Origin of the sequence: Sorangium sp. So ce145 (genome assembly GCF_051525985.1) — a bacterium.
GTDB lineage: Bacteria > Myxococcota_A > Polyangia > Polyangiales > Polyangiaceae > Sorangium > Sorangium cellulosum_B.
This window is the reverse complement of sequence record NZ_CP150315.1, coordinates 10,366,667-10,380,932: the sequence shown is the minus strand read 5'-3', so window position 1 is coordinate 10,380,932 and position 14,266 is coordinate 10,366,667. Positions and strand designations below refer to the sequence as shown.

General features: G+C 71.9%; 15 protein-coding genes. 7 read left to right on the top strand and 8 right to left on the bottom strand.

The window, feature by feature from the left end; all coding sequences use genetic code 11:
• Positions 1-67: 67 nt before the first annotated feature.
• Positions 68-1,264 (top strand): metallophosphoesterase, encoded by a 1,197-nt coding sequence (locus WMF34_RS38565; protein WP_437990922.1) that lies wholly within the window; start codon positions 68-70, stop codon positions 1,262-1,264.
• Positions 1,265-1,277: 13 nt separating this feature from the next.
• Here the strand turns inward: WMF34_RS38565 and WMF34_RS38560 are convergent, their stop codons facing one another.
• Positions 1,278-1,955: a hypothetical protein gene (locus tag WMF34_RS38560; protein ID WP_080599132.1), complete on the bottom strand. Its 678-nt coding sequence runs from the start codon at positions 1,953-1,955 to the stop codon at positions 1,278-1,280.
• 134 nt (positions 1,956-2,089) lie between these two features.
• On the opposite strand from WMF34_RS38560, the gene WMF34_RS38555 reads away from it, so the two are divergent.
• The gene (locus WMF34_RS38555) at positions 2,090-3,460 is read left to right on the top strand and encodes an OmpP1/FadL family transporter (RefSeq protein WP_437990921.1); all 1,371 of its coding nucleotides are present in this window, start codon (positions 2,090-2,092) and stop codon (positions 3,458-3,460) included.
• A 73-nt stretch (positions 3,461-3,533) separates the two neighbouring features.
• On the opposite strand, the gene WMF34_RS38550 is transcribed toward WMF34_RS38555, so the two are convergent.
• Positions 3,534-4,331, bottom strand: coding sequence for a response regulator transcription factor (locus tag WMF34_RS38550; RefSeq protein ID WP_012240182.1), 798 nt, complete (start codon positions 4,329-4,331; stop codon positions 3,534-3,536).
• Between the two features lie 59 nt (positions 4,332-4,390).
• Between WMF34_RS38550 and WMF34_RS38545 the strand changes: the two genes are divergently transcribed.
• From WMF34_RS38545 to WMF34_RS38535, 3 genes are read left to right on the top strand one after another with little or no spacing between them, the layout of a single operon-like run.
• Positions 4,391-5,485, top strand: a complete 1,095-nt coding sequence (locus WMF34_RS38545) for a DsbA family protein (protein ID WP_437990920.1) — start codon at positions 4,391-4,393, stop codon at positions 5,483-5,485.
• Entirely contained in the window at positions 5,482-6,258 is a 777-nt protein-coding gene (locus WMF34_RS38540) for a 3'-5' exonuclease (protein WP_012240180.1), read from the top strand. Before WMF34_RS38545 ends, WMF34_RS38540 begins: the two co-directional genes overlap by 4 nt.
• Before the next feature lie 4 nt (positions 6,259-6,262).
• Complete coding sequence (locus WMF34_RS38535; protein ID WP_080599131.1) at positions 6,263-6,832, top strand: hypothetical protein; 570 nt, start codon at positions 6,263-6,265, stop codon at positions 6,830-6,832.
• A 31-nt stretch (positions 6,833-6,863) separates the two neighbouring features.
• Here the strand turns inward: WMF34_RS38535 and folK are convergent, their stop codons facing one another.
• The 6 genes from folK to WMF34_RS38505 all read right to left on the bottom strand — a co-directional run bounded on the left by folK (position 6,864) and on the right by WMF34_RS38505 (position 11,304).
• A complete protein-coding gene (folK, locus tag WMF34_RS38530) occupies positions 6,864-7,361 on the bottom strand; it encodes a 2-amino-4-hydroxy-6-hydroxymethyldihydropteridine diphosphokinase (RefSeq protein WP_012240178.1) in 498 nt (165 codons plus the stop codon).
• Positions 7,362-7,473: 112 nt separating this feature from the next.
• Complete coding sequence (locus tag WMF34_RS38525; RefSeq protein ID WP_012240177.1) at positions 7,474-7,860, bottom strand: hypothetical protein; 387 nt, start codon at positions 7,858-7,860, stop codon at positions 7,474-7,476.
• Between the two features lie 55 nt (positions 7,861-7,915).
• Positions 7,916-8,872 (bottom strand): glutathione synthase, encoded by a 957-nt coding sequence (gene gshB, locus WMF34_RS38520; protein WP_012240176.1) that lies wholly within the window; start codon positions 8,870-8,872, stop codon positions 7,916-7,918.
• Between the two features lie 95 nt (positions 8,873-8,967).
• Positions 8,968-9,834, bottom strand: coding sequence for an anti-sigma factor family protein (locus WMF34_RS38515; protein WP_437990919.1), 867 nt, complete (start codon positions 9,832-9,834; stop codon positions 8,968-8,970).
• A complete protein-coding gene (locus WMF34_RS38510; protein WP_437990918.1) occupies positions 9,831-10,466 on the bottom strand; it encodes a sigma-70 family RNA polymerase sigma factor in 636 nt (211 codons plus the stop codon). Before WMF34_RS38510 ends, WMF34_RS38515 begins: the two co-directional genes overlap by 4 nt.
• 85 nt (positions 10,467-10,551) lie before the next feature.
• The gene (locus tag WMF34_RS38505; protein ID WP_012240173.1) at positions 10,552-11,304 is read right to left on the bottom strand and encodes a polyhydroxyalkanoate synthesis regulator DNA-binding domain-containing protein; all 753 of its coding nucleotides are present in this window, start codon (positions 11,302-11,304) and stop codon (positions 10,552-10,554) included.
• 96 nt (positions 11,305-11,400) lie between these two features.
• On the opposite strand from WMF34_RS38505, the gene WMF34_RS38500 reads away from it, so the two are divergent.
• Together WMF34_RS38500 and nuoH are read left to right on the top strand one after the other, a co-directional pair.
• Entirely contained in the window at positions 11,401-12,192 is a 792-nt protein-coding gene (locus WMF34_RS38500; RefSeq protein ID WP_437741927.1) for an ABC transporter ATP-binding protein, read from the top strand.
• A gap of 133 nt (positions 12,193-12,325) precedes the next feature.
• Positions 12,326-14,263 (top strand): NADH-quinone oxidoreductase subunit NuoH, encoded by a 1,938-nt coding sequence (nuoH, locus tag WMF34_RS38495; RefSeq protein ID WP_012240171.1) that lies wholly within the window; start codon positions 12,326-12,328, stop codon positions 14,261-14,263.
• The last annotated feature ends 3 nt before the right edge of the window (positions 14,264-14,266 follow it).

Sequence of the window (14,266 nt, the reverse complement as noted above, 5' to 3'; positions counted from 1 at the left end):
GTTGTCGAGCCCGGCTCCGGCGCGGAACGGAGCGGCGGGCGCGCGCCGCCGTGGTCATGCTGGACGCGTGCAGCGGCCTCTCCTCTCCTTCGTCGTCTTCATCGCTGTCTTCAGCGCCATCGTGGCAGGCGTCCACTACTACCTCTGGCAGCGCCTGATCCGCGCGCCCGAGCTCGGCCCGCTCTGGCACCGCGCCGGCAGCGTGGCCCTCGTGGTGCTCGCCTCGCTGGTGCCCCTCGGCCTCTTGCTCACCCGCGCGCTGCCCCGGCACATCGCCGGCGTCGTCGCGGGCATCGTCTACACGTGGGTCGGGCTCGCCGTCCTGCTCTTCTTCCTCCTGCTGACCTCCGAGTTCGTCCGCCTCGGCGCCCACGGCGTCACCGCGCTCCTGAACCAGCCGCTCGACGGCGAGCGCCGCACCTTCCTCTCGCGCGCCCTCGCGGGCGCGGCCGGGGCGCTCGCCATGGGCTTCGGCGTCGCCGGCGCCGCGAGCGCCCTCGGCGAGGTCGCCGTCCGCCCGGTGCGCGTCCGCCTGCGCCGCCTCCCCGCGGCCATGTCGGGCTTTCGCGTGGTTCAGCTGACCGACCTCCACATCGGCCCGACGATCGGCCGGGCCTGGCTCGAGCGCGTCGTCGCGCGCGTGAACGCGCTCGATCCGGATCTCATCGCGATCACGGGCGATCTCGTCGACGGCTCCGTGGAAGAGCTCCGCGAGCACACTGCGCCGCTCGCCGATCTGCGCGCCAAGCACGGGGTCTTCTTCGTGACGGGCAACCATGAGTACTACTCCGGCGCCGAGGCGTGGATCGCGGAGCTCCGCCGGCTCGGCGTGACGGTGCTGCGCAACGAGCGTGTCTCGATCGGCGACGGCGAGCACGGCTTCGACCTGGCCGGCGTGGACGACTGGAGCTCCCGCGGCATGGGCCGCGGCCACGGCCCCGACCTCGCGCGCGCGCTCGCGGGGCGGGACCCTTCTCGCGAGCTCGTGCTGCTCGCGCACCAGCCCAAGCAGATCGTGGAGGCCGCGGAGCGGGGCGTGGGCCTGCAGCTCAGCGGCCACACCCACGGTGGTCAGATCTTCCCGTGGAACTTCTTCGTGCGGCTCGACCAGCCCTACGTTGCCGGGCTGTCCTCGCACGGCGAGAGCCAGATCTACGTGAGCCGCGGCACGGGCTACTGGGGGCCGCCGATGCGCGTCGGCGCGCCGTCCGAGATCTCGCTGATCGAGCTCGAAGGCGCCGCCGCGGCGGAGGCCGTGGCGTGACCCGACCGGGCGCTCACGGGAGCGGGTTCGCCGGGTCTCTCTTGCAGTTGATGACCGGCGCCGGGTAGCTGCTCGGATCGGCGATTCGCTCCATGGCGAAGGCAGAGCCCTTGAGATTCAGGGGGAGCGGCCTCGCCGTCGTGCCGGTGACAATGCCACAGATGAAGTCGGCGGGCGCGCAGAGGGAGCCGCCGGTCAGCGTGATGGTGGCCTCGAGCTCGCTGCCGGAGATGGGGTTGGCGTCGCCCGGCACGACGAGCGTGGGCAGCTGCGCGGTGAACGTCCCATCGGCGGACAGCTCGAAGGGACCCACGTCGAACGGCTCGCCCGTGGGCGTCTTGCGATCGGCGGCCACGAGCGGCTGGAAGGTCAGCGAGAAGCTCAGGCCGCCGTCGCTGGCCTGGGTGGTCAGGCTGGCCACGAAGAGGATAGGGGCCCGCGGGTTGAGATAGGCCGAGAGGCTGAAGAGGAAATCGCCATCGACGGCGCCCGCTTCCGGCAGGCAGTTGTCCCCGCCGCCTCCAGCGCCGCCACCACCACCCTCGCCGCTGCTCTGGTCTTCGCGGATCGTCGTATCGCGAGCTTCGAAGTCATCGTATCTGCCTGCCGGGTCGGCGCAGCCGATGAGGAGCGCCGTGGTGGTGAAGGCAGCTGAGGCGAGCGTTGTCCGGATGGTGCGGGAGAAAAGCATTTGACACCGTGCGAAAGGTGACATTTGACTTGATCGGGTAGAACCTTCCCCGACGTGGCAGGTGTTGCAACCCTACCATGCAGGGTCCGCCGCAGGCGCCGCATTCCTCCGCCTCAGAATCGAGAACACCGGATATGTCCATCAACCGTCCCTGTTTCGCGATCTCCGTCGGCCTCCTCGGCGGTCTCGCCTGGACCGGATCCGCGCTCGCCGGCGGGTTCGCGACCGCGCGGTTTGGCGGCGAGCACGGCAACCCGATCACGAGCAATCCGACCGCGGTCTACTACAACCCCGCAGGCCTCGCCGAGAGCGAGGGGATTCATCTGTTCCTGGACGGAAACATCGCGCTGCGCGCCGCGTCCTACACGCACTCGGCGGCGGCGACCGATGACGTGACGGTGCCGCGGGCGAACACGGGGGCGGCGAGCCTGTTCAACGTGGCTGCCTCGCCGATGCTCGGCGCGTCGGCCAGGCTCGGCGATCTGGCGCTGGGCGCCGGCGTCTATGTGCCCTTCGGCGGCGCCGCGTCCTGGGACACGAACGCGGCGTTCGAGGGCAATCGCGAGCTCGCCGGGCCGGTGGACGGCGTGCAGCGCTGGCACTCCATCGAGTCTTCGCTCCAGGCGATGTTCTTCACCCTCGCCGCCGCCTACGAGATCCCGGCGCTGCGCCTCAGCCTCGGCCTCTCCGGCAACCTGATTCGGACCCAGGTGAACACCGTGCGCGCCCGCAACGCCTCCGGCGACAACCTCCTTGCGACCGAGGGGCGCTCGCTGCTCGAGGTGAGCGGCTTCCACGCGAGCTTCGGCGTCGGCGCGCTGGTCGAGGCGGTGCCGGAGCAGCTCTGGATCGGCGCGTCGTACCAGTCGCGGCCGAACGTCACGGGGGGAGAGTCGCTCGAGGGCACGCTCACCAACCGCTTCAGCGGCGTGTCGAGCTCCCCGAGCGACGTGGAGCTGCACCAGGGCCTGCCGGACATCGTGCGGCTCGGCGCCCGCTTCGTCCCGGCGGAGCGCTTCGAGATCCGGCTCTTCGGCGACTGGACGCGGTGGAGCTCGATGGAAAACCAGTGCCTCACCCAGGTCGGCGCGGCGTGCGAGATCGACCGCGACGGCTTCGCCGGAGAGGGCGCCCGCGTGGTGCAGAACATCCCTCGCCGCTGGAACGACACGTTCGGCGTGCGGGCAGGCTGGAGCCACTGGCCGCGGCCTGCGATCGAGGTCTTCGGCGGCGTCGGGTACGACTCCAACGCGGTTCCGGACGAGACCCTGGACCCATCGGGCGTCGATTTCCACGACGTCTCGTTCGCCCTCGGCGGGCGCTTCCATGTCGCGAAGCAGCTGCACCTCGCCGCGTCGTATACCCACCTGTTCTACGTCAGCCGCGACACCACGGGGGACAGCATCACCGCCGGCCTGCACCCCAACTCGAGGGCTCCCGACTCCGGCGGGCACTACGCGCAGAGCATCGGCGTGATCAACCTCAACGTCGATGTCGCCTTCTGAGCGCGGAACCTGAGCGCGGCGCCCGAGCGCGAGCCCGCGTCACGGCGGGGCCGCCGCGCCGCGGCGAGGCGCCTCAGGGGGTGCCTCGCCGGGTCCGGCGGAGCAGGCTGAAGATGCGAGCGCCCAGCTCGGGGGCGCGGAATGGCTTCACCATGTAGTCGTCGGCGCCGCTGGCGAAGGCCTCGACCATGTCCTGCGAGGAGGCGTGCGCCGTCAGGAAGAGGACCGGAAGATCGCGGAGCCCGGGCTCCTGCCGCAGCGTCCGGCACAGGTCGATGCCGGTCATCTTCGGGAGGTTCCAGTCGAGGACCACGAGGTGAAACGGTGCGCCGCGGACCTGCGCCAGCGCCTCTTCCGCGCTGGCGACGGCGACGACGGCGAGCTCGACCGCCTCGAGCATCGCCGACAGGAGCTCGCGGATGTGGGGGTCGTCGTCGACAACGAGGACCCGCGAGCCTTTGCCCTTCAGCCGAGGCGGCGCAGGGGGCGTCGGCGCCCGGCCCGCCGGGCCGGCGCCCTGGACGCCGGATGACGCGGCGGGCCCGGCCCCGTCCGCGGCGCGGAGGAGCGCCGCGGCGTCGGTGTCGGGCACGGATCCGGGGCGGGGCGCCTCCGTCCGCGCGAAGTGGGCGAGGCGATGCCAGTCGCGCGGCTCGAACGTGAGCCGCGCCCCCTCCGGTGAGACCGACGCGCACGCCGCGGCCGACGTCGCGCGGCGGTTTTCGCCCAGCTCGAAGATGGCGAGCACCCACTCGCCATCGGCCACGACCTCCCCCGCGGGCAGTCCGAGCTCGAGGTCACGCTCCTCCGGATCGCACACGATTTGCTCGAACTGCTGCAGATCCGGGAAGCGGTAGAGGACGCTCCGCACCTCTTGACGCTACACCCGCGCTAGCATCTCGCAAGGGGTCCGACTAAGCTCGCGCCGCGATGTCATTCCTGCGCTGGATGCCGCCGCTCCTCGCGTTGCCGTTGCTCGCGATCGGCGCCACGGGCTGTCCTGGGAACCCTAGCTCGAACGAGCCCAAACCGGCCGCGAACCCGGAGGTGTCGGTCTCGCTGCCGGGCGTGGACACCTCCTCGCTGACTCCCCGCGAGCGCCGGGAGTGGGGGGCACAGGTCTCCGAGCTCCTCTCCCCTTGCCCGGACACGCCGGTGAGCATCGCGCAGTGCGTGAAGGAGCAGCGCCCGTGCAAGGCGTGCCTCCCCGCCGCGCTGCTCCTGCTCGATCTGGTCAAGGACGGCCGGTCGAAGAAGGAGCGCGACGACGCGTTCCACATGCGCTTCGACGCGAACAAGGTGAAGACGCTCGCCACCGACGGCTCGCCGGAGATGGGGCCGCCCGACGCGCCGATCACGATCGTCGAGTGGGCCGACTTCGAGTGCCCGTTCTGCAGGCTGATGGCGCCGCTGCTCGAGGGGCTCGTGAAGCGCTTCGACGGGCAGGTGCGCCTCGTCTTCAAGTTCTACCCGCTCTCGGCGCACGTCCACGGCGAGCCCGCCGCGCGCGCGGCGACCGCCGCGCTCAACCAGGGCAAGTTCTGGGAGATGCACCACCTCCTCTTCGAGAACCAGGACAAGCTGGAGCAGGCCGACCTCGAGCGCTACGCGCAGCGGCTCAAGCTCGATATGGTGAAGTTCCGCGCCGATCTCGTCTCGACCGACACCAAGGCGCGCATCGACAAGGACAAGCTGCAGGCCGACGGGGTCGGGCTCGAGGGGACGCCCCTCGTCTTCATCAACGGCCGCGAGGTCAACCTCCAGCTCCTCTCGAACCCCGGCCAGGATCTCGAGGCGTGGGTCAAGCTCGAGCTGGAGCTCCTCGGCAAGACGCCGCGGCCTGCGCCCCCGAAGCCAGGCGACGCGTCGCCCTCCGGCAGCGCGATCCCCGCGGCCAGCGCCACCCCGGCGGCCAGCGCCACCCCCGCCGCCGGCACCAGCGCGCCGGCGGGCGGCGCGGCGCGCCCCGCGACCTCGGCTGCGCCCGTCCAGCCCGTCCAGCCCGCCAAGCCGAGGACGCCGTGAAGGTCGCCGACCCGTGCGGCTGCTTCCCGACGGGCCGGCACTACCCTGGGATCGCGCACCTCCTCAAGGTGCGCGCCGTCGGTGTTGCGTCCGAGATCGACGCGGGCAGCGCCTGGATCGACCAGCCGATCGCCTTCGTCGACGTCGAGACCACGGGGCGCGATCCTGCGGGCGATCGGATCATCGAGCTCGGCATCGTCATCGGCCGCTCCGGGGAGATCCTGACGCGCTACAACTGGCTCATCCACCCGGGGCGGCCCATCCCCGCGGAGAGCACCGCCATCCACGGGATCAAGGACGCGGACGTCGAAGGCAAGCCGTCGTTCGCCGAGGTCGCGGAGGAGATCCTCGGCTGCTTCAAGGGGGCGATCCCCGCGGCGTACAACGCCACCTTCGACCGCTCGTTCCTGCTCGCCGAGCTCGAGCGCGTGGGCATGCGCCCGCGCGAGCCGCCGCCCGCCATGCGGCGCGAGGTCGACTGGGTCGATCCGCTCACGTTCGCCCGTGAGCTCTACAAGAACGAGGAGAGCCGCGCCCTCGGCGACATGGCCGCTCGGCTCGGGATCTCGCTCGAGAAGGCGCACCGCGCGACGGACGACGCCGAGGCGGCGCTCCAGGTCCTGTACGCGCTCGCGAAGGATCCGCGGGTGCCTCGCGCGTACGGCGGCCTGATCCAGGAGCAGCGGCGGCTGGTCCGCCAGCAGGACGAAGCGCGGAAGTTCTGGCGGAAGGCTCCTGCCGCCGCGCCGCCCCCGACCTCGAAGCCCAGCTGACGCCATGGGGGACGCGCCCAAGCGACGCCTCCCGGTCATCGGCAGCGGCGCGGCAGGCGCGGCGCCTCCTCGGGGCGGCGTGGCAGCGCCGGAGAAGCGCAAGCTCCCCGTGCTGCAGAGCGGCGGCGACGACGAGGGCGAGGACCGGCCGCCGTGGCACTGGATCGCGCTCGGGACGGTGGCGATCTTCATCGCGTGGCTGCCGCTCGCGGGCCTCGTCAACACGCTGCTGCGCCGGATGATCGAGCGGGCGGGGGACGCCGGGGCACAGGGCTCTGTGCGGCTCGCGATGGTGGGGCTCAACGTGATCGCGTTCGCGCTCGCCGGGGTCGCCGGCGGCTACCTCGTGGGGCGGTTCGGCGGGCGCGCCGGGCGGCGCGAGGCCGCCGCGAGCGGCGCCGTCGTCGCCGCGCTCGCGTGGGCGCTCGCCCTCGCCGAGGGCGCGCCGGCGGGCGCGCTGGGGTGGGCGCTGCTGCTGGTCGTGGTGGTCACGATCGGCAGCGCGGCGTCGTACGCGGGCGGCAGCGCCGGCCTCCGCTCCCGCGCCGCTTCCGGCCCGCCGCGCTCGCGCTGAGCGCCGCGCCCGCGCGTGGCAGCCGCGCCGATCAGATCGGAGCGAGCTTGCGAATGGGCGCGCTCGCCTCGGGAAGCGCGGCGTACGCGACGGCCGTGCGAGGGTCGCGCGCGTCGGGGGCGACGTCGAGCAGCGGCCTGAGCGCGAACACACGGTCGCAGAGCCGCGGGTGAGGCACCTCGAGATCCGGCTCCGCGACGACCTCGCCCTCGATCCAGAGCAGGTCCAGATCGATCGTGCGCGGCCCCCATCGCACCGGATCGGGGCGCGTCCGCCCGAGCGAGCGCTCCACGGCGAGGGTGCGATCGAGGATCTGGCGTGCGGGCAGCGACGTGGCGACGAGCACCGCGGCGTTCACGTAGTCGCCCTGCGGAGGGCCGCCTGCGGGCGGGGACTCGTAGCGCGACGACTCGAGGACGACGTCGAGATCGGGATCAGCGCCGAGCGCCGCGATGGCGGCGCGGAGGGTCGCCAGGCGATCGCCCACGCTCGAGCCGAGCCCGATGACGACATGCCGGCGGGATCTCATGGCGAGAACCTACCACGCGCCGCGCGCATCCGGCAGCCCGCGGCGCTCCGCGCGGAGAGCGGGCGCCGCTCCGGAGATCGGCGCGAGGAGGGCGCCGGCGCGGCGGTCTCGATCACTCCCCCGGATCGCTGGCGCGGCGTCCTGCGCCGATCCGCCGGCCCTCCGGCCGCGGGGGGAAGACGCGCCGATCCTCGGGGCTGCGGCGCGGGATGGGGGAGCGGCGCTCGACGGACGGATCGCGCTGCGCCGGCTGCGCGCCACGCTGCGCCGGCTGGGCGCCGCGCTGGAGTCCCACGAACAGCGCGCGCATCTCCTCGAACGTCTCCGGCATGGCGACGGCCACGGTCGCCGCGTGCGTCCGGCACAGGCTCAGCGAGCGCCCCTGGATGACCACGCGCGCCATCCGCGTCCTCGCGCGAGGATCCCCGGGCGCACCGCCGTCCCGATCGCCCTGCTCGCCGTCGCTGCAGACGGCACACCGCTCGAATGAGTCGCCCATGGGGGAGCCTTCGCAGAAGCGGGCGCTCCGGGCCAACTTTCCGGAGCGACGTGGCTCACGCGCGCGCGGCCTGGCCGCGCGCCCGCTCCTCGGCCCAGGCGATCACCCTGGCCGCCGGATCCGCGCCGGTGAAGCGCCCGAGCTCCTGGATGCCCGTCGGGCTCGTGACGTTCACCTCGGTCAGGCGCTCGCCGATGACGTCGAGGCCCACGAAGAAGAGGCCGTCGGCGCGGAGGCGAGGCGCGACCGCGCGGACGAGATCGAGCTCGCGCGGCGAGAGCTCCGTCGAGACCACGCGCCCGCCGACGTGGATGTTCGAGCGGTGATCGTCGTCGCGGGGCACCCGGAGGATGGCGCCGAGCAGCTCGCCGTCGAGCAAGAGGACGCGCTTGTCACCGTGGACGACGGCGGGCAGGTACTCCTGGACCATCGCGAGGCGGTGCCCCTCGTTCGTCATCATGTCCGCGATGGCGCGCGCGTTCTTGTCGCGCTCGTTGATCTGCAGCACGCCGAGGCCGCCCGCGCCGTCGAGCGGCTTGATCACCGCCGTGCCGCCGAGGGCGCGCACGAACGCGTGGATCTGCTCGCGGTCCGCGGTGACCAGCGTCCTCGGCGTCCACTCGGGGAAGTTCAGCGCGTAGAGCTTCTCGTTGGCGTCGCGCAGCCCGCGGGGGTCGTTCACGATGAGCGGGCAGCGCCGCGCGCGCTCCAGGATCAGCGTCGCGTACAGGTAGCTGCGATCGAACGGCGGGTCCTTGCGGATGAAGATGGCGTCCACGTCCGCGAGCCGGAGCCGCTCGGGGCCCGCCGCGAGCGAGATGAACGGGGGCGCGTCGCCGATGAGCACCGGCGAGGCCGAGGCGTGCGCCTCGCCGCCCTCGATCGAGAGGTCGCGCGGCAAGCAGTGGAAGCTCTCGTGGCCGCGCGCCTGCGCCGCTCGGATGAAGGCGAACGACGTGTCCTTGTCGTGCGTCACGCGGCTCAGCGGATCCATGACGAAGACGAAGCGCATGCGGTCTCTCGCGGTAGGGGTTGGTCGGGGTGGGATGATCGAGGGAGGGGAGAGAACGGCGTCTGCACCCCGCCATGGAGTGGGCGCCGGCGCGCTCACTGCATCGCAGCGAGGACGAGCTGCGTGCTGACGTCGTCGCCGAGATCCGAGGCGAGCGCGTAGCCGACGCCGCTGCGCTCGGCAGCGGCGACCGAGTAGCCGTTGATGTTGCCCACGTAGACGGGGCGCTCGCGCACGACGCGCGGCTGCAGGATCGGCTGCGCCTTCTGCACCGGGACCGCGCGCGAGTTGAACATGTAGACCGTCACGCGGTGATTGCCCCGCACCACGAACTGGAGCAGCGCGGCGCGCCGATCGCGCATCGTGTGCACGCGGGCGCCCATGAAGTTCGCCGGTATCGACTGGAAGTGCGGCCTGCGGACCGGGACGCCGACGAACGGATCGAAGCGCGGTAGATCCTCCGGGTTGGTCGTCTCCGGCGGCAGCGGCTGCGCGTGCTGGGTGACGAGATCGTCGAGCAGGACCTCGACGCTCTCGATGGACGCCGCGCGATCGACCGCCGCCCTCGCGGCGTCCGCCTTCGCGGCCTCCGCCGACGCGTCCGGCCGCCGCGCCACGCCCACGACGAAGACGACGCCCGCCGCCGCGGCGAGCGCGATCGCGTACCCCCTGTGCACGAGGCGCGGCCTCGCCTCGGCCGACTGCGCCGCGTCGCGCGCCTGCTCGTGCGCCACCGCCGCGGCGACGCGCGCCCGCAGCGCGTCCGGGCACCCCGACGGTCGCGCCCGCTTCAGGCTCGCCCGCAGCGAGCGCAAGAGCCTCACCTGCTCGAAGCACGGAGGGCACTGGACGAGGTGGGACTCGAGATCGACGGCGTGGTCAGGATCCAGCTCGCAGTCGACGTAGGCGGACAGCGCGTAGTCGAACCGCGAACAGCTCTCGATCGATTTCGCAGCGCTCATGCGGCACCCCGCTTCCGCTTGCGGTACGCGTCCAGGTCGGCGGGCGCGTCCTTCGCCGCGTCGTCGCTGACGATGCCCATCAGGACCGCGTGCTCGCGCAGCGTCTTCTGGAGGAGCTTGCGGCCCCTGTGCAAGCGCGACATCACCGTGCCGATGGGGCAGCCCATCGCCTCGGCGATCTCCTTGTAGGAGAGCTCCTCGATGTCCGACAGCACCACGGCCAGCCGGAACTCCTCGGGCAGCGCGTCGAGGGCGCGCTGCACCTCCGCCTCCACCAGCGGCGTGAGCGCCTGGGTCTCCGGATCGCGCATCGCACGCATCGTCGTCGCGCCGACCCACGCATCGGTGAGCGGCTCGGCGTCGGGACCGTCGAAGATGCCTCGCTCGAGGCCCCCGCGACGGTACCGGTTGATGAACGTGTTCGTCAGGATCCGAAGCAGCCAGGCCTTGAGGTTGGTGCCCGGCTCGAACTGATCCCGGGCGCGCATCGCCTTGACGATGGTGTCCTGGACCAGATCCTCCGCCTCCGTCGAGCTCTTCGTCATCCGGCAGCTCACGCCGTAGAGCGTGTCCAGATGACCCAGCAGCTCGATCTCGAAGGCGTCGGCGCGGCCACCGTCGGCGCTGGCCAACGACAGGTCCTGCGCTACGGACGCAGGTTTCTTGCTGAAGAAGAACGGCATGGGCTCGCCCGGGGGAACAGAGGAGCGCCCAGGGCTATTCCAGCCGGCTCTCGCTCCCCTGACCCTCGCGGCCCTCGCCCGCGGGTTCGTCCGCGCCGGAGCCCGCCTGGTGCGGAGCCGCGCCCTCGATGGGTTCACCCGCGCGTCCCTGGAGCTTCGCCTCCAGCTCGTCAATGCGCTGCGACAGGCGCTTGACATCGGACTGGAGATCGCGGACCAGCCCGAGGCCCGGGAGGATGGCCCGGATGCGCTCGTCGACGGCCTGCTGCCACTGATCGAGCGTCTGCTTCGAGCTCTCGACGATCCCGCTCAGGCGCCCCTTCGCGTGGCTCGACCTGTCCGCGTCGAGCGGCGGGGGCGGATGGGACGAGGGCGACGCGGGCGTCGCCTGCTCCGTCCCCGGGGCGGGCGCCGTTCCTGGCGCCGCCACGCCGCCCTCGCCAGGGACCGCGCCGGGGATGAGCCGGCCGATCGGGCCCTCGCGCAGCTGCGAGAGCAGCCGCTCGCCCCGCTCCTGGATCAGATCTCTCAGCGTGCCGAGCGGGACCGAGCGCGGCTGCGATTTGAGATCTTCCGAGATGATCAGCGCCAGCGTGACCTCGGTCTTGTCCTCCTTGGTCGCGTTGTCGATGATCTGGACCTCTTCGCCAGCCCGGACCATCTCCCCTATCTGCTGCAGGGTGACGTAACGACTGTCCTTCGTGTCGTAGAGCTTCCGATTGGAGTAGCGCTTAATAACGCGACGCGGTACCTCGCCGCCTCCCAGAGTCTCCTTCGCCGTTTCCATCTCCTCTACGCCTCGAGTCGATTGGACCACCGCAAGAAACCTCGCGCAAGGGAAGATCACTCGATATCACTCAAATCATTCGACAAAAGAGACCGCGTGCAGGGGCCGGCGATCGATCTGCGTGACGTGGCCGCGAGCTATCCCACCGGGAGGCTGGCGCTGGAGGGGATCAGCCTGGATGTGCGCGCGGGCGAGCTCTGCGCCGTCCTGGGGCCGAACGGCGCGGGAAAATCGACGCTGGTCCGGGTCCTCTCGGGGGCCCTGCGGCCGGCGCGGGGCGAGGCGACCCTGCTGGGGAGGCCGCTCGCCGGCATGGACCGGCGGGCGATCGCGCGGTGCGTGGCGGTCGTGCCGCAGGGGATCGCCTCGGCGCCCGGCTTCACGGTGCGCGAGGTCGTCATGATGGGCCGCGCGCCCCACCAGGGCGCGTGGATGCTCGCCGCCGGCCGGGACGAGGAGGCGGTCGCCCGCGCCCTCGACGCCTGCGATCTCGTGGGGCTCGCGGGGAGGCCGGTGGCCGAGCTCTCCGGCGGCGAGCAGAAGCGGGTGGCCATCGCCCGCGCGCTCGCGCAGGAGGCGCAGGTGCTGATCCTCGACGAGCCCGGGGCGCACCTCGACATCCGCCACTCGATCGAGGTCCACGAGGTCGTGCGCAGGGAGGTGGCCGAGCGGCGCCTCGCCTGCGTCGCGGTGCTGCACGATCTCAACGCGGCTGCCCAGTACGCCGACCGCGTGGCGCTCCTCAAGGCCGGGCGGCTGGTCGCCCACGGCACCGTCGAGGAGGTGATGACCTACCGCCGGCTCAAGGACGTGTTCGAGGCAGAGCTCTACGTGGGCGTGAACGAGCTCGACGGCAGCCGGTACTTCCTCCCCGTCCGGGGCCGGTAGCCGGTAACCGGTAGGTAAACAGACAGCGCGAGCAGGAGCGCTTTTCTCCGCATTCTCGACCGCGCGAGCGGCGCGGTTTATAAGCGGCACCATGCGCGGATCTCCTCCCTGGAGAGCTCTCTCTCGAGGCTTCTTGCCGTGCCTCCTGGCCCTCCTCGCGCTGCTCGGCGCGGCCGGCTGCGCCGAGAGCAGGACGGCGCCCGAGCTCCTGAGCGTCGTCGACGTCGTGCCGCGCGAGGTCGACCTCGGCGACCGCATCGAGATCCTCGGGACCAACCTGCCCACCGCCGAGGCGAAGGAGGCGGTCGTCACGTTCCGCGGCACCCTCCGCCGCCCCGGCCAGGCGCCGCTCACCGGCCAGAGCATCGAGATCGAGGGCGCGCAGGTCAGCAGCACGAAGATCTCGCTGGTCTTCTCCGAGGGCCTGCAGTCCCGCTTCGCCGGCCGCGGCGACGACGCGGTGCACACGACCTTCCACGGCGACGTGGTCGTCGAGATCCCCGCGACCGCGCAGGGGGCGCTCCCCGTGAACGGCACGGTGAGGGGCGTCACGATGGACTTCCTCCCGCCGACCCCGCGCCGCGCGGTCATCGAGGCGCGCGTGAAGGAGGGGGCGCGCGCGCTCGCGTTCTTCGGCGTCGAGGTCGCGGCCGAGTCGCCGCCCGCCGGCGGGCTCGTCGTGACGGGCGTGCGCGACGGGAGCCCGGCGAGCCAGGCGGGGCTCCAGCCCGGCGACGTCATCACGCGCTTCGAGGGCGTGAAGGTCCTCTCGAAGGCCGACGTGATCCCGAGCGGCCACGAGCGGCGGTCGGCGGTCGGGATCCGCCGGGGCGGCGCGACCCCGTCCGAGATCCAGCTCTCGACCGAGGGGTTCCACGCGAGCGCCCCGACCGATCTGCTCGGCGCCGGGATCCTCCTCGGCGTGGCCGCCGCGATCATCCTGCTCTTCATGGCGCCGACCGCGGGGATCATCACCTGGGTCGAGCGCCGCGTCTCGGCGCGCATGCAGTCCCGCATCGGGCCGAACCGCGCCGGGCCGCAGGGCCTGCTCGTGTGGGTCGCCGACGGGATCAAGTCGATCATGAAGGAGGACGTCATCCCGGCCGAGAGCGACAAGGCGCTCTTCCGGCTCGCGCCCTACCTCGTGTTCGTCGGCGTGTCGGCCACGTTCGTCGTCATGCCGTTCGGCCAGTACCTCATCGCGGCCGACCTCGACATCGGGATCCTCTTCGTGATCGCCGTGACGTCGCTGGTCACCATCGGCCTCATGACCGGCGGCTGGGCGTCGAACAACAAGTGGTCGCTCCTCGGCGGGATCCGCTCGGCGGCGCAGATCATCAGCTACGAGATCCCCGGCGCGGTCGCGATCGTGTGCATCGTCATGATGACGGGCTCGCTGCGGCTCCAGGACATCATCGGCGCCCAGGGCGGCGCCGGGCCCTCGCTCCTCGACGTGGGCGGCTGGCCCTGGCACTGGTTCGTCTTCCGCAACCCGATCACGTTCGCGCTGTTCTTCCTGTATTTCACGACGGCGCTCGCGGAGGGCAACCGCGCGCCGTTCGACCTGCCCGAGGCGGAGAGCGAGCTCGTGGCCGGCTACTCGACCGAGTACTCCGGCATGCGGTACCTCTTCTTCTTCTTCGCCGAGTGGGCGAACGTCTTCGTGATGTGCGGCATCGCGAGCGCGCTCTTCCTCGGGGGCTGGCAGATCCCCGGCGTCTCGCCGGCCCAGCAGGAGGCGAGCTTCGGGCTCCAGCTCGTCGGCGTCTTCCTCTTCCTGCTGAAGAGCTGGGCCCTCGTCTTCGTGGTCATCTGGATCCGCTGGACGCTGCCGCGCGTCCGCATCGACCAGATGATGAACCTCTGCTGGAAGTGGTTCGTCCCGCTGTCGTTCGCGGCCTTCCTTCTGACGGCGCTCTGGATGGTGATCGGCGTCAGCAAGACGGTCCAGCTCGTCATCAGCGTCGTCACCTTCGCCGTCTGGGCGTACCTGTTCATCCACTTCATCCGAAGGGTCCAGCACAACCTGCGGGAGGCCAAGGTTGCGCTCCACCTGAATCCGTTCCTCTGAGCG

Excerpts from the sequence above, each read along its gene's own strand:
- WMF34_RS38560 (WP_080599132.1), bottom strand. The coding sequence starts at position 1,955 with ATGCTTTTCTCCCGCACCATCCGGACAACGCTCGCCTCAGCTGCCTTC.
- WMF34_RS38555 (WP_437990921.1), top strand. The coding sequence starts at position 2,090 with ATGTCCATCAACCGTCCCTGTTTCGCGATCTCCGTCGGCCTCCTCGGC.
- WMF34_RS38545 (WP_437990920.1), top strand. The coding sequence starts at position 4,391 with ATGTCATTCCTGCGCTGGATGCCGCCGCTCCTCGCGTTGCCGTTGCTC.
- WMF34_RS38535 (WP_080599131.1), top strand. The coding sequence starts at position 6,263 with ATGGGGGACGCGCCCAAGCGACGCCTCCCGGTCATCGGCAGCGGCGCG.
- folK (WP_012240178.1), bottom strand. The coding sequence starts at position 7,361 with ATGAGATCCCGCCGGCATGTCGTCATCGGGCTCGGCTCGAGCGTGGGC.
- WMF34_RS38525 (WP_012240177.1), bottom strand. The coding sequence starts at position 7,860 with ATGGGCGACTCATTCGAGCGGTGTGCCGTCTGCAGCGACGGCGAGCAG.
- gshB (WP_012240176.1), bottom strand. The coding sequence starts at position 8,872 with ATGCGCTTCGTCTTCGTCATGGATCCGCTGAGCCGCGTGACGCACGAC.
- WMF34_RS38515 (WP_437990919.1), bottom strand. The coding sequence starts at position 9,834 with ATGAGCGCTGCGAAATCGATCGAGAGCTGTTCGCGGTTCGACTACGCG.
- WMF34_RS38505 (WP_012240173.1), bottom strand. The coding sequence starts at position 11,304 with ATGGAAACGGCGAAGGAGACTCTGGGAGGCGGCGAGGTACCGCGTCGC.